The 15211-nt window shown below is 39.3% G+C and carries 9 protein-coding genes; 5 read left to right on the forward strand and 4 right to left on the reverse strand.

The features are described 5' to 3' along the window. Positions 1-16 precede the first annotated feature (16 nt). The 4 genes from QZ995_RS16565 (at position 17) to cyoE (ending at position 7333) form a co-directional block, all read left to right on the forward strand. Positions 17-1255 (forward strand): MupA/Atu3671 family FMN-dependent luciferase-like monooxygenase, encoded by a 1239-nt coding sequence (locus tag QZ995_RS16565; RefSeq protein ID WP_301808950.1) that lies wholly within the window; start codon positions 17-19, stop codon positions 1253-1255. Beyond that, on the forward strand, positions 1252-5196 hold the full coding sequence (locus QZ995_RS16570) for a non-ribosomal peptide synthetase (protein ID WP_301808951.1): 3945 nt from the start codon (positions 1252-1254) through the stop codon (positions 5194-5196). Before QZ995_RS16565 ends, QZ995_RS16570 begins: the two co-directional genes overlap by 4 nt. Positions 5197-5211: 15 nt before the next feature. Then, positions 5212-6222, forward strand: a complete 1011-nt coding sequence (locus QZ995_RS16575) for a methyltransferase domain-containing protein (RefSeq protein ID WP_301808952.1) — start codon at positions 5212-5214, stop codon at positions 6220-6222. A 256-nt stretch (positions 6223-6478) separates the two neighbouring features. Beyond that, positions 6479-7333 (forward strand): heme o synthase, encoded by an 855-nt coding sequence (cyoE, locus tag QZ995_RS16580; protein WP_301808954.1) that lies wholly within the window; start codon positions 6479-6481, stop codon positions 7331-7333. 148 nt (positions 7334-7481) lie between these two features. Here the strand turns inward: cyoE and QZ995_RS16585 are convergent, their stop codons facing one another. Together QZ995_RS16585 and QZ995_RS16590 are read right to left on the reverse strand one after the other, a co-directional pair. Then, on the reverse strand, positions 7482-8570 hold the full coding sequence (locus tag QZ995_RS16585) for an ETX/MTX2 family pore-forming toxin (protein ID WP_301808955.1): 1089 nt from the start codon (positions 8568-8570) through the stop codon (positions 7482-7484). 382 nt (positions 8571-8952) lie between these two features. Further along, positions 8953-10416, reverse strand: a complete 1464-nt coding sequence (locus QZ995_RS16590; protein WP_301808957.1) for a BglG family transcription antiterminator — start codon at positions 10414-10416, stop codon at positions 8953-8955. Positions 10417-11455: 1039 nt separating this feature from the next. Here QZ995_RS16590 and QZ995_RS16595 point away from each other — a divergent pair. After that, a complete protein-coding gene (locus tag QZ995_RS16595) occupies positions 11456-12097 on the forward strand; it encodes a L,D-transpeptidase family protein (protein WP_301808992.1) in 642 nt (213 codons plus the stop codon). 38 nt (positions 12098-12135) lie between these two features. Here QZ995_RS16595 and QZ995_RS16600 read toward each other — a convergent pair whose 3' ends face one another. Further along, positions 12136-12339, reverse strand: a complete 204-nt coding sequence (locus QZ995_RS16600) for a hypothetical protein (RefSeq protein WP_301808958.1) — start codon at positions 12337-12339, stop codon at positions 12136-12138. Between the two features lie 1561 nt (positions 12340-13900). Continuing rightward, the gene (locus QZ995_RS16605; protein ID WP_301808960.1) at positions 13901-15199 is read right to left on the reverse strand and encodes an MFS transporter; all 1299 of its coding nucleotides are present in this window, start codon (positions 15197-15199) and stop codon (positions 13901-13903) included. Positions 15200-15211: the final 12 nt, after the last annotated feature.

The following is a 15211-nucleotide window of genomic DNA, read 5'->3' on the forward strand; positions in this document are numbered from 1 at the left end:
AAGGAGAGAATAAAGAATGAACCAGTTAGATAAAAGGTTAGCAGCACTTTCTCCTGAACAACGGGTTTTATTTGAACAGCGCCTCAAACAAAAAGGCATACAACCCCCGTTTCCTACGAGGTTATCTAAACAGGAAGTGAAAAATCAAACCAGCGCGGCTAGTAGCTTTGTGCCAAAGCGAAAAAGAAGAGAAGATAGGATGGAATTTAGTCTCTTCTTTTTCTCAGGCGACGGTTCTACGCAGGATCAGAATAAGTATGCTTTGCTCTTGGAGAGTACAGCTTATGCTGATCAGCATGGATTTGCAGGTGTTTGGACACCTGAGCGACATTTTGAGGACTTTGGGGGATTATATCCAAACCCTTCGGTGCTAAGTGCTGCTCTAGCTACGATTACAGAACGAATTGAGCTTAGAGCAGGAAGCGTTGTACTACCATTGCATCACCCAATTCGCTTTGTTGAGGAATGGTCTGTAGTGGACAATCTTTCAAAAGGACGTGTTTCGGTAGCCTTTGCAACGGGCTGGCATCCTGCTGATTTTGTGATTGCCCCTGTCCAAGCTCCCGATTACTACGAATCCAGAAAAGACGAGATGTTCAACTCTATAGAATTGGTAAAAAGGCTTTGGGCTGGTGAGCAGATTCCTTTTACAGATGTCAATGGAGCCGTTCACGAAATACGTACTCTGCCTAGACCGTTGCAAAATGAACTAAATATCTGGATAGCGACGAACGGAAGTGCTGACACTTATCAGCGTGCAGCCAAAATCGGAGCTAATATTCTCACAGGAATTACGGCTGGTGATTTAGCGGATTTAGAAGCAAAAATTGAGTTGTATCGAAAGACTTTATCCCAAAGTGGATTTTTGCCCGAATCTCGCAAAGTAGCGGTGATGCTTCATACTTGCTTAGGAACAAGTGACGAAGAGGTCAAGGCGAAGGTAGAAAAGCCGATGAAGGAATATTTAAAAACCTTTATGAAGCAACAGAAGAACATTCTGACAGATTATGCCTCCATGTCTGCCTCTGACTTCGATGTCATTGTTAATCATGCGTTTGAATCTTATTTCCAAGAAAGTGCATTATTTGGCAGCCACGACAAATGTAAAAAGCTTGTCGAAACTCTCGGTGATATTGGTGTAGACGAGGTGGCCTGCTTAGTGGACTTCGGCATTGATAACGAGACGATTATGAATAGCATCAGAATGCTGACCGAGTTGAAAAAATCATGTAATCAAAAGGAGCTGTCTTTATGAAAAGCTTGACGGACCGTATCAATTCACTTTCTGACAAACAACGTGAACTGCTAGAAAAGCAATTGAAGAAGAAAAATGTTGACGTGAACAAAATTGGGATCAATAAAGAAAAGATTAATCCTCGCGGGCATACGAATGCAAGTCCCCTTTCGTATGATCAGGAACGCTTGTGGTTTTTCAATCGAATGCATCCAGAAAGTCACACCTATAACGTATATGGAGCCGCTAGATTAACAGGCACTGTGCATCATTGGGCTTTAGAGAAGAGCATCAATGAGATTGTGAAACGTCATGAAGCATGGCGTACCGTATTTGACAGCGTAGATGGACAAGCACGTCAAATTGTCTTGCCAAAACTCCAGATAACGGTGCCAGAGGTCGATCTTCGTCTTACTCCGGATGAAACTCGGGATGAAGAACTACAGAGACAGATGAAAGAAGAGGTACAGCGGCTATTTGATTTGAAAAAAGGTCCGCTCATCCGCTTTAAGCTGTTTCACGTAAGTAATACAGAATCAATGTTAGTTATGACTGTACATCACATTGTAATTGACCGGATTACTTTCTCTATCTTTTTCAAAGAGCTGTCTTTGCACTATCAGTCGATGCTTACTGGCATTCCTGTACAGTTGCCGGAGCTTGCCATCCAATATGCAGATTATGCTGAATGGCAACGAAATTATTTACAAGGCGAGACGAAAGCCAAATTACTAACATTCTGGAAAGAACAGCTAGCAAATTGTGACTATGTCTTGGATATCAGTACAGATTTTCCGCGTCCGCCAGCTATTACATACCGTGGTGCCAGATGCTTTATTCAAACACCGCTCGAAGTTTTGAATGGCCTAAAAGCGATCGCACAAAAGGAAAACGCGTCTGCTTTCATGATTATACTAGCCGCTTTTAAATTGCTTTTATATCGATACACAGGCCAATCAGATATTTTAGTCGGTACTCCTCTTGCCAATCGCAGCCGAGCAGAGCTAGAGGATGTAATGGGGTATTTCCTAACCCTGGGTACACTCCGCACCCGAATGTCTAAAGATATGACATTTATCCACTTATTACACAGTGTAAGGGAAACAGCTCTCGCGGTATACAAGCATCAGGATATGCCGATTGGTTTATTAATTGATGAATTGAAGGTGCCTGCGGATATCAGCCGAAACCCGTTAGTTCAGGCTATATTTGTGTATGTTGATGTGCCGGAGGAAAAATTGCAGTTGCCAGATCTTACAGTAGAATTTGAAATGATTGACGGTGAAACCGCCAAGTATGATATTACAGCAGGTTTTTCTGAAACGGAAAAAGGGCTGGAAGGATTTTTTGAATATTCACCTGATTTGTTCCGTCAGGACACGATCGAGCGGATGCGAGAGCATTGGCATCGCTTGCTTTACGCCATTTTAGAAAATCCACATGCCTCTATAAATGATTTGGCTATGTTAACGGAGGGTGAAAAACAACAGCTCATTATTGATTGGAATAGCAACAACCAGCCATTCTCTGATAATGCTTGCATCCATGAATTATTTGAAGCCCAAGTAAAGAAAACGCCTGAGCAAATTGCTCTTACGTATAATAAACAAATCATTACTTATCAGGAATTAAACAATCGTGCGAATCAGGTCGCTCGTTTATTAAGAAAAAGAGGGGTGGAACGTGAGACGCTCATTGGCTTGTATATGGAACGTTCGATTGAAATGATCGTTGGTTTGCTTGGAATTTTGAAAGCAGGGGGAGCCTATATACCAATTGATCCTATCTATCCAATAGAAAGAGTTCAACATATTCTTCAGGACTCGGGTCTTCAAATCGTCCTTACAAGCCAATCCTTACAAGAATTGATGAGCAAGGAAGGAATGCAGTGCATTTGTCTGGATAGCGAGCAAGAGGCGTTTTTAGGTGAAGATACTCAAAATCTCCCGCCGCAGGCGAATGCCGACAGTCTTGCTTATATTATCTATACATCAGGCTCCACTGGAAATCCAAAAGGCGTCATGATTGAGCACCAAGGATTATGTAATGTAACTGAAGACACCATTAACAGGTTCCAAATTACTTCAGATAGTAAGCTTACCCAGTTTTTTTCTATCGGTTTTGATGCGTCCGCTCATGAAATATTTTCTGCTCTATGTGCAGGGGCTACGTTATGCCTGACAAGCCCTGATGTTAGAGCGGGAGGAAAGAATCTTGTTGCCTTTTTACATGAAAATCAGATTACCACAATGTTTATTACGCCTTCTGTTCTAGCAACACTCACCCCAGATGAGCTGCCAGATTCCTTGCAGACAGTATTGAGTGCAGGTGAGCTTTGCACCGTGGATATGGCCGAATGGAGTAAGGGATCGCGTAAACTATTTAATGGCTATGGACAGACAGAGACCTCTATCATTAACAGCGTGCATTTATGTGCAAAGGAGAGTATACCGAGTCTCGTAGGTCGTCCATTTGCCAATATCCAGGCTTATATACTGGATGATTCTCTGAATCCTGTTCCAATCGGGGTAAAAGGGGAGATTTATATTGGTGGCGTCGGGGTAGCCAGAGGATATTTAAATCAGCCCGAATTAACAGCGGCCAAATTTATACACCATCAATTTGCGCCAGATCAGTCCGTACGTTTATATCGAACAGGTGATCTTGGACGCTTTTTGGTGGATGGGACAATAGAATATCTTGGACGCCGAGACAATCAGATCAAAATCAGAGGATATCGAATTGAACTCGATGAAATCGGAAATGCCTTAGTGCAACATCCTGGTGTAAATCAAGCTAAGGTAAGTGTTCACCGGGATAAAGTCAATAATGATTCCCTGGTCTCTTATATCGTAATAGAAGAAGGGCAAGAAATAACCTCAGCGGAACTGCGCACCTATTTGCAGCAAAAGCTGCCTGATTATATGGTGCCTCTCTATTATGTTTTTGTCGATTCTCTCCCAAAAACCACGAATGGTAAAATCAATCGGGATCTTTTGTCGGCTCCTGAGGAGAGCTTCTCGCAACAGATGGTTGAATATGTGCCTCCAAAGAATGAATGGGAGAGTAAGCTGGCAAAAATTTGGGGACAAGTGCTTAATCTTGAGCAAGTAAGCGTAGTAGGGAACTTTTTTGATCTAGGTGGTCATTCCTTGAAGACGGCAGAATTGGTTGACAAAATCAAAGAGACATTCCAAGTTGAGCTTTTGCTTCGAAATGTATTTGAATACCCAACAGTACGGCAAATGGCCCTCTTGCTTGAAAAAGGGGTAGTGCAGAAGAAACCATTTATCTCCTTCCGAGATCATACAGAGCATGCAAAGGAAGTCATTTGCTTCCCGCCGATGACAGGGCAGGGGGTACTTTATAAGGCTTTGCATCAAAAATTATCAGGTTGTACTCTACATGCCTTTGATTTTATTAGAGGGGAAGATCGGATTGAGAAGTATATACAACATATAAAGGCAGCTCAATCAGAAGGGCCGTATGTTGTATTAGGATATTCAGCCGGAGGTAATCTAGCCTTTGAGGTCACCAAGAAATTAGAAGAATGCGGGCTGGCTGTAAGCGATTTGATCATAGTCGATGCACCTCTACGTGTAGAGGCTATGCAATTGGATGGCGATAAAATTCAAACGGAAGCACAGAAGCTAGTAAACCTAATGGCAGAGCATTTAGGTGAAAGTATTCGTACCGTGGCAGACCAAAACATCGCAGTGATTAAGGAATATTATGACTATACCAATAAAATGATCAATAAAGGCGTTCTGAATGCAAATATTCATATCATCACTTCCAATGAGACAACCGAAGAAGATATTCAATCATGGGAAAGATCCACTCTCCATCAGGTTTATGTGCATAAAGGAGCGGGTGAACATATGAATATGCTTATTGACCCTGATAACCTGGCCGAAAATGCCCGAATTATAGATGCAATTCTAAAAGGCACGAGTAAATAAATGATGGGAGATAAGATGAATTTAGTTATGGGGCAGACGAAACAAACACATGATCCGCAAACGCTTTTTAATCATTATCTGGGAGCAAATGTCGTCTATGCTTTTCACCAAATAGGACTATTCGATATTGTTAGCAACCGGCAAGTTTCAATCGCAGAGGTCGCACGTAAGACGGGGAGTGAAATAGGTCGGCTTAAGGCATTATTGCAGGCTGGAGAGATTCTTGGCTATATTAACCGCTATCAGGACGACTTCATCCAGCTAAGTTTACTTGGTGAGGAGGTGCGAAAGCAGATAGGGTATTTCATTTGGAGCGTTGGGGCTTATGGCGATATGCTACGCAGGTTAGGGGACTTGCATACAGGCGAGCAGGGAACGTCTGGGCTACGCGATGAAGGCAAGGTTGCACTTGGATCAGATTTAATGAATAGCGATCTATTAGAAAACCTGTTACGAGAGATCCTAGATAGCATTCCGTTTCAATCTATCTGCGATTTTGGATGCGGCAACGGGAGCAAATTAATCAACATGCTAAAACACTATCCAGAAAGAAGGGGCATTGGCATAGATATCAGCGCTGATGCTATCGTTTTAGCTCGGCAAAATCTAAAACAACATGGCTTGTCTGAGCGTGCTGCGCTTCTCCATGCAAACATTTTAGATATCAACGCATCTCATAAGGATATCGAATTGCTCGGCGAGGTAGAGGTCGTAACTAGTTTTATGATGCTTCATGATCTTTTTAATATACCGGAAATACGCGAAACTCTCTTTGATAAGCTTCGGAACGTTTTTCCAAAAGCGAAATACTTCCTCATTTCTGATACCTTGCAAACGCCTATTTCTTATATGAAAGAAAAGCTACCGATTTTTAATGTAGGTTTTGAGCTAGTACATGCATTTATGGATGTGAACATCCCAACAAAAGAGGAGTATGATCTAGCCTTTCACAAAGCGGGACTTACAATCGAACAGTGTATTGCGTTTGGCCCAGCAAGTACTTACCTGTATGTATTAAAAACCTAAGATTACAGGCAAAAAAATCTTTCCTGACTAGCTAATTAGGCTGAAAGGAAAGATTTTTTTGTCAAAAGGCCTATTTGATTATTTTCGTGCCGATTCCAAGTGGCGTAATAATGAACAAAAGAGAGGGTCTGTTGTAATTACTACTACTTTTATGTATGATATTGTAATTGGTATGAATTTAGCGAAATTTTCTGTTATTCAAAAATATTCTTAGGTGTACATGTGACACCTTGTCTTATTCCAGGAGGTTTACTTCGTGTTTAAGGATATGATTGCTTTGACAAAACCACGGCTCCTTCTGCTTAATGTATTTGCAGTTGTAGCTGGTTTCTGGGTGGCTTCCAAATGGAGCGTGGACTGGCTAGAGCTGACTTGGGTGCTAATAGGCTCTACGTTAATGATTGCATCAGCCTGCGTGACTAATAATTATTGGGATCGCGAGCTTGATCAAAAGATGGAACGTACGAAAAACCGAGTGATGGCTACTGATCGTATAAAGCCTGGTTTTGCTCTTGGCTATGGAATATTGCTGGGTATTCTGGGAACAGGCTTGTTATTTACCTTCGTTAACGCTGTTGCCGGCTGGCTTGCGCTTCTTGGCTGGTTTGTCTACATTGTGATATATACGATCTGGTTAAAGCGAAGCTCAACCTGGAGCACATCAATTGGTGGTATCTCTGGAGCCATGCCACCTGTAATCGGCTATTGTGCAGTAACGAATCAGGTTGACATGGGGGCGTGGCTCTTGTTTGCTCTTTTGTTCTTCTGGCAGCCTGCTCATTTCTGGTCACTTGGCATTCGGAGAGTAGAGGAGTACCGGGCAGCTGGATTTCCGCTACTACCGGTTGTAAAGGGAATAAAACGCACGAAATTACAAATGATTCCCTATGTCCTGTTGATGATCCCAGCAACCATACTCATGTTTTATTACGGCTATGTCGGTGTTTTTTTTCTGACTGTTTCTGTTTTGGGAGGAGTGATTTGGCTGATTCACACCTTGCGGGGACTCTATGTAAAAGATGATGAAAGCTGGGCGAAAACGAATTTTTTTATTTCGATAAATTACTTATCGATTGTCTTTATTCTTATGATTGTCAACACGACACGGTAGTTTAGTGGCTTTTTTATGGTTGCTTACAGAGGAATCGGTGTATCTGGTTGACGAAGTAAGAAGAGGCTCATGCCTATCGTGTATGAGCCTCTTTACTATTGAAACGATTACATGCAGGGAGCGGGTTTAATTTTTATTGGTTTGCAGCCTATTTTTCAGTAACGATAGCCTGAACAGTATAGGTTTCTTCATCGATCGGAGTTAAAGCCGATAAATCCTTGTGAGCAGCATCTAAGCTAGAAACATCTCTCTTGCTTCTGCCACCTTTTCCGTTATTCTGAAGCTGCTCATATTCCTCAAGGGAGTATGTTTTCTTTTTAATAATAAATCTATCGCTGTATACAGACGAATCAGTTAAGATTTTACCATTTAGAATGACTTTTTTATTCTTTTCATCCAGCGTAACTGGATCGTCAGTCTTAAGTAAATCATTATTGGCTAATTCATCATATAAGTTAAATCTTTGTGTTTTTTCCTTTTCCGGCTTAATATCGCCAGTCTCGATCAGGTCAGCCAGAATGCTAATGCCCAGTGGATCAGGAATAAATTTATGGGCAGGAATGAAGTAATATTTTTTCTCATATTCCCCAGATAACACAGCGTTTACATCTGTATACGCTTTCGCTTTATTCTCTTCTAAACTATATTCTAATACTACTACGGATTTCGCCGGAGCTGTAATTGTTTGCGACGGGTACTTAATCGTTTTGGAGGTAACGGTTGTATTGCCTTCCTGATTTGTTCGATTGTACTCAGTGTTCAGCGTAACATCTCCCTTGGTAAAACCTAGGTCAAAGCCTGCCTTTACGCTTGCTCCTGCTTTAAAGCCTTGTGTTATCGTTTTAGAGTGAGTATCGGATACATTTTCTAATATTTCTCTAGTTGGAAAAGCTTGAGGCTCAGGATCTTCATTTATAAACACATTCGCTGTCTTAAAGTTCGTTTTTTTCTTTAAGGAATCGGCAATGACTTCTTGTTCACCGAAGACCACATCTGCTTTTAAGGTATCTAGATTTAGTACCGTTCTAGTAGAAGTGCTTAGATCGGGAAGAGGCATGTCATTTTTGGTATGCTTGAGAAGCAATGCTTCTAAATCAAATACTTTGGATTCTATGTGATCTTGCAATACATAATTTTTTACGTGATCAGAGGCTAGAGCATTAACGGGGATGCCTGCTTCTAGTCCTGTTACTGCCAGAGTCAATACTGCGGCGGCAGAGATAAGTTTTTTCTTCATAATAAAACCTCCATGGATGCTCCTCTTGCGAATCAGTAATTTGATCATTTGAGCATTTTTAGTCAATAGAGTTTTCTGGGAAAATGAAGGTTTGAAATCATGTTAGACTCTTGAAGGCTGTTAAAATTTATTCATCCTTATTTCCACAGATTATACAATTCTTTTTAATCCTCCTTTAATTGAGAATTTTTCTTACAGTTAAATCGTATCAGAACTACGTAGATCTTCACTATAGCAAAAACTATTTTTGACAAATGTGGTTTTCTATAAGGAATGGTATAAAAATGTACATGTTAAAACCCCCTGGATAACTTGTTGCCTTCTCAATTTGAAGGAGCATACGAGTATCCAGGGGGCATTTGCGTTTTCAAGCAGACAGGTGTTAATCGTCTATAAAATCCCTTATGTTTTCAATATCACTTTGCGAAATAATAGGGTTTATACAAATCGTTGCTATACCTTCGATTTCCAGAGGTGTCGTTGTAATAATCAGATCGATGCCCATTGATAATAATTCATCTTTGGTTAAGTCATTAATCTCTTTTTGAACACACTGAAGCTTTCCGCCAAAACGCTGGATCAGAGCGGCTCTTATGTAAGCCTTCCAGCTATCACCTTCTGCAATCACAAGCAGTGCTTTTTTATGAGCGGTGGCAGCCAGCATGCTAGAGGCCTCTATACGCAGAGTAACCTTCGCAATCTCTTCCTCATAAGCATTAGTAGCCAACCCGTATTTTTGGACAAAGGTATCAAAGGCGATTTTCACCTGTTCAAATGTATTAGCATACTTTTCTTTAATATATCTTGTGGTTATTTTTTCTGGTCTTTTGATCATGGACAGGCGCTGGAAACGATAAGGAATTCTTCTTAAATAATTGCAAATGTCAAAAATGAATTCTTCATTTTCAGTTAAGCGTTGCCCCGTTTCTTGTTCCAGCATGTTAATAAATTCCTTAGCGTATTGATAGATAGCTATCTTTCCTTCTTTAAAATATTGCAGGAACGTTTGTTTTGCTAGATTAATATCCTTAAAAGTGTACCGAGAAGCATTAATAGCAATGGTTATCAGTACGGTATCATCAATTGTTAAAGAAATATTGAGTTCATTGTGTAATTTTTCACTTATTAATGACATCTTTTGATAAATACTTGTATGTACGTAAGTATCTATTTTACAAGGCTCTAATTCTACTACATACCCTTGTTGCTTTCGTTTTAAAAAAATCGTTAGAAAAAAAGATAATTTTCGTCTGGAACTTTGATGAAAATTTATACCGGCTAATTCTTCAAAAAGATGGATATAACGAAGAATGACTTCTTGATTGATTTCAGTAAATGGCCATTCATGATCTGAATAGGCTTGCAGGTACAGATCATAAAACATCAAGATGATCTGCGATTCATTCCCCACAATCCTCAAAGGTTTCTTCTCTAAAAGCAAACCGTATAGCTGGATATGTTTCTGGATTTTTTTTAGATGGGTGTAGACAGAGCGGGGTTGCAAAAATAGTTTTTCAGTCAAATGACATACTGTCTTTACATCACCTTGCAGCAGCTCGTCAAATATTTCGAATGCAACCGATCGCCTGTATAACAAACAGTACAATTCATTATTAGAAGAGCTTGATGGTTTTATTAATTGAATCCCTCTGCCTTTTTGACAAGTAAGCTCCCAGTTTGGTGGTAATACTTCTTTTATAAATGAAATGTCTTTCCGAATGGTTTGATTTGAACCTCCTATTTTTTTCACCAGCTCCGAGATGGTAAACCATCTATTTTCGCTTGTTATTAGTTTAGCAAGCTGGATACAGCGAAGAATCCCTTTTTCTAAATATAATGTTATCATTATTTTGTATATTCCTCCTAATCTTATAACTTTTATTTATATGTTTTCCTGTAAGGTTTACTTGTAGTGTTAGGATTTACGTTGCAGGCTAAAACGTAGGATATATTTTATCTTAAAATAAATAACAAATACAAAAAAATAATTAATACGTCATGAAAATTACAAATTTACAAGGGGAGCGGCGTTAACCTCGTTCTTGTTTCAAAATATATGACTATTCGATCGGCAGGTTACAGAAGCTTATTTGATTTCTTAATAGGGAGATCCTGTAATTTATATATCGGGAATTATTCCCAAGCTCCTTAACAAATCTAGGCAATAAGATTATATTTTCTTGACAAAATAGAGAATGAAGCTTGAAGAAAATAGGGGGTGGGGGTTGAGAGTAAAATGTGAGAAAAGCGGGAGAGATATGAAGGGGATATGCTAGGCATCTACATGTAATATAAATTTTATTTTTACCACTACTTTTTATCTAAACAGTTTTCTCTATCCTAGAAAAACAAGAATAAGGAGGAAACTGAACAATGAAGAGGATTTTATTTTTTGCGGTTACTTTTGCTACTGGTTTATATAACAAGTAACGTATACCAAAGAAATCGAACACAAACAGAGAATTTTAGGTTTTGGCTAAATTCAGCTAGAGTGAAAGAGTGACTGCGGAATAGTAGGGATAAATGATGTACGACAGGAAAATAGAAGCGGAGTAGTGCGGTAGCGCAGCTGCTTTGTTGGCGAATAATCCGGTAGTTGTAGTAACTCAGATTGATAGTTCGTATTGGGAGTAATAAAAGAGGTTAGGATATGTATTAATGTGATTCATTAACTTAGTTGAGGGGGAAACAGCAACAAATATCGCATGTGACACAGCATTATTCTCCATGTTATTTGGAGATATCTACTTGAGTTTTAACAAAAAACAGCATAACGTTGTACACGATATTGGATAACTATCAAATAAAGTAGTGATGAAATGATGAAACGAAATTTACGATATCCTTCCTGTCGAGGCGTTGTAGCTACTTTTCTCAGTCTGATCATGGTTGCAGTAATCAATTTCGAGCCCGCTCATGCGGAACCATCGCTGCCTATTGGAGTTAATCAAGGGATTTTTTCTGTAGAAATATATCCTCAGCTACACCAACTAATTGTGCGGATACAGGATCAAAAAATTAAGACTTATACTGTTGCTGTGGGTAATCCATCTACTCCTACACCGGTTGGTGAATACAAAGTCATATACAAAGGGAAAAACTGGGGACCCGCTTTTGGTCCACGTTGGTTAGGATTAAACGTCCCATGGGGAATTTATGGTATTCACGGCACGAACAAGCCACATTCGATTGGACAGCATCTGAGCCACGGTTGTATCCGTATGCGTAACAAAGACATCGTAGAATTGTTCGAGATGATTCCCATCGGAACAAAAGTTACGATTCATGGGCATGTATTAGGGGATCCCAATCATAATCCGAGATATTTGGCCGAAGGGGATGTCGGTGGAGATGTACAGCTGATTCAATCACGTTTAAAAAGCGCTGGATATTTCAATGGGGTATGCGATGGAAAGTTTCGCTCAAATACAACTGCGGCTCTCAAAAAATTTCAACGCGATCATCATTTGCCGCAGAACGGTGTTGTTTCAAAAAGGGTTTACGAAGAATTTGGCTTGCTGGAGTAAGAAGCTAGAAGAGACATGACCAAAAACGGCCCGAACATTTATGGTTTAAGCTGGGAGTAGAGATTTCCTTTAATTCCTGGATTTCCAGATTCCCAATTACTTAATAACACAATAGCCGGCCAAATACTCGAAATAAGCGGCCATCCGCAATATTGCCGATGTTTGGTTGTATTGGAGGAGGAGATACGGTTCAATATGTAATACAAATTGATACCGCTGTGGATGCCTTTTGTGGCCCCCATGTAGATCACCGTTAGCAAGAGCAACATGTGTGGTTGCAGGGCATCTTTCTTACATCTAATATAAAGCAGCGTTCTTTTTGAATGGGACTTGATTACAGATATTTCACCACCTAATCTGGAAACTTGAAATTGCAATTTTTGCGAAAAAGGCCAAAGTCAGAAACAATGATTTTAAATAAAGAAGGAAGTATATCATCTGATCGATTACTTAAAGCCATTTTTGTAGCATTGCTAGAAAATAAATTCTCATTATGGGAAATAGAGAAAATGATTTTTGGATAAGGGAAGTTACCTCGTAATTTTATAGTGGATTCATTGAGTCCGATAATATATATTATGTAAACAAATAAAACAAAAAGAAAGTACAATCAGCCAGACACTAGACATTCGGTTCCTGTATATGCAGATAATAAGAGTTGTGTTCGATTTGAGGTTTCATAACATACCATGAGATGTTCAAGTATCATAAATGATAATTATAAGCAGCTTACATGTTGATTGAATTACTACAGTCCTAGTCATATTTGGAAGTAATGTAAGAGCTTTAGTGTCACTGTATTGGTTATTAGTCAGGGAGAAATTATTTTAAAAAAGCAGTCGAGTTTGCCAAATATAAAATGGGCTGTTCCTGATTCGTACAAATAATTTTAGAATCAGATTGATTAAAAATAACTACAGCTATTATTTAACTACGATCGCGAAGCCAAATCTATTAGTAAACACTCAATATGGACAAAGTTTTTTGCTCGTTGTTTTTTCATGCTGATGCTTGTTACGATTAACAGCATGATACCTAAAGATACATAATTGAACATAAAGTAGAGATGTAAATGGGATAGTGTATGTTAATGGAATTCATTATTTTATTTTCAGTTCATGAAATGGCTGTTTTAAGAACTGAAATAGAAATAAATAATAAAAATCACATAAATTAGCATCTGGAAACGATTTATTTATGATATGTTAGCATCCTTCGAACCAACTCAAAAATTTATGTCACACTGATACTTCCTCAGCGCCTTTAATTTGTTTTATCGCTATTAGATAATTTCATCATTACCTGTAAACTAAACTTCTCCTAGATTCGTAAGTCTTCTTAATCTTCTTAATCTTCTTAATAAACGACCTTATAGCATCGTTTTCGCTTCCTCTCCTCCATTAATTTTAAAAACTGCCGAAACCGGTAGCCACAATTTGCGTTAGTTCAACTATCGAGCTAGTATAATAATCAAATGTAACAGTGCCTAATAAAAAATAATCTTATACATAGCTAATTTGTTATAATTCTGATGCATCTGAAATGTAACTTTCATCAGTTTATGTAACGACATTTTGCTTACATTATTTTAAATCAGGAAATATTCCTTAAACCCATCTGCTTATACAATTCCAGATAGATTTGAACGCAAAAAGAGTCGCGGTGCCAAACGACTCTTTTTGCATACCGGATTTGTTGTTTAAACATGTTCTTCTTACTTTAAGGTCCGTTATTTCTCCCCTTAGCTAGATGAATCTATTGCTGCAAGGATTACTAACCCCCTCTATCTTTTCATTCGCATCGTTAAGCAGAGGTCGTATCTTGACTCTTAGGTGCTGATTCATCATTTTTATATCCAGCAAGTGCAGCTTTAATGTAAAGACTAAGGATTACACTGACAATAGCAGACAGCACCATCGGGATATAGCTGCTATCGGAAAACCGATCAAACAGCAAACCATACATCAGTTGTCCAAGTGGTATTGCAGCCATTGTCATGGATGTGACAAGTGCCATTACACGACCAAGCATCTCATTTGGTGTATCGTTTTGTAGCATGGTCATCCCAACGATAGAAAGAATCGTAATAGAAGCCATGATGCCAAATCCACATGCAGTAAATATCCAGAACGGAATCGTTGCATTTGGGAAAATACTTGTGAAGGATGGAAGAATGGAGCCGCTAGTGGCTAACAGGAAAATGCCTGATAGAAAAAGCATGGACACAAAGGCATTTTTCACAGTCAGTTTTTTCGTTAATAGACTCAAGGCGATCGGGGCCATAAGACTACCCGCCATAATTACCCCTTCGCTTAATCCGTACATCTGATCCGACATTTTCAAGCTTATTTTCGTGATATAGGCAATTCCCACTGTAAAAATCGGCGATATGAACACATTTGCAATAAGAGTCGCAAAGATTAATTTACCAAGATATTGGCTCTTCCCTACGAATTTGAGTCCTTCTTTTAAATCATTCCCAAAGTCCTGAACGATGCTGGAGGATTTATCACGGATTGTTTGTGGGATAACCATAAACATTTCAAGGATAGCCGCCAATAAAAAACTAACTCCATTGATTAGCAAGAGAGCATCCAAGCCAAAGGTCCCATATAATATTCCTGCGAGAATAGGACCTGTCATATTAGCTAGCGTCATGAACAAGCTATTAAGCGAATTGGCATTAAGAAGCTGTTTCTCCCCGACTAATGAAGGGATAGATGCTTGTACAGCCGGTTCGTAAAAAGCAGTGAAAACCGACAGTAAAATTACCCCTATGTAGATTGCTGACAGGTCTAGCAGTCCGTTTTTAGACAAGAGCAGCATCACACCGACGATAATCGCACAAAGAATGTCCAGTACAATCATAATATTTCGGCGACTAAACCGATCAGCGAATACACCAGCAATTGGTCCCAGTAGAATGGTTGGGATTAATGACATAACCAGTACAGAAGCAAATAAAGTACCTGATCCAGTAATCCCAAGGACATACAAGGAAAGAGCAAAACGCTGGATGATACTGCCTGTAAATGAAATAACTTGGCCAATCATGAGCAAGGTAAAATTTTTATTGCTAAATAACGATTTCATTTCTCCCATGCTTGTTCTCCT

The organism is Brevibacillus laterosporus, assembly GCF_030489605.1.
GTDB lineage: Bacteria > Bacillota > Bacilli > Brevibacillales > Brevibacillaceae > Brevibacillus_B > Brevibacillus_B laterosporus_E.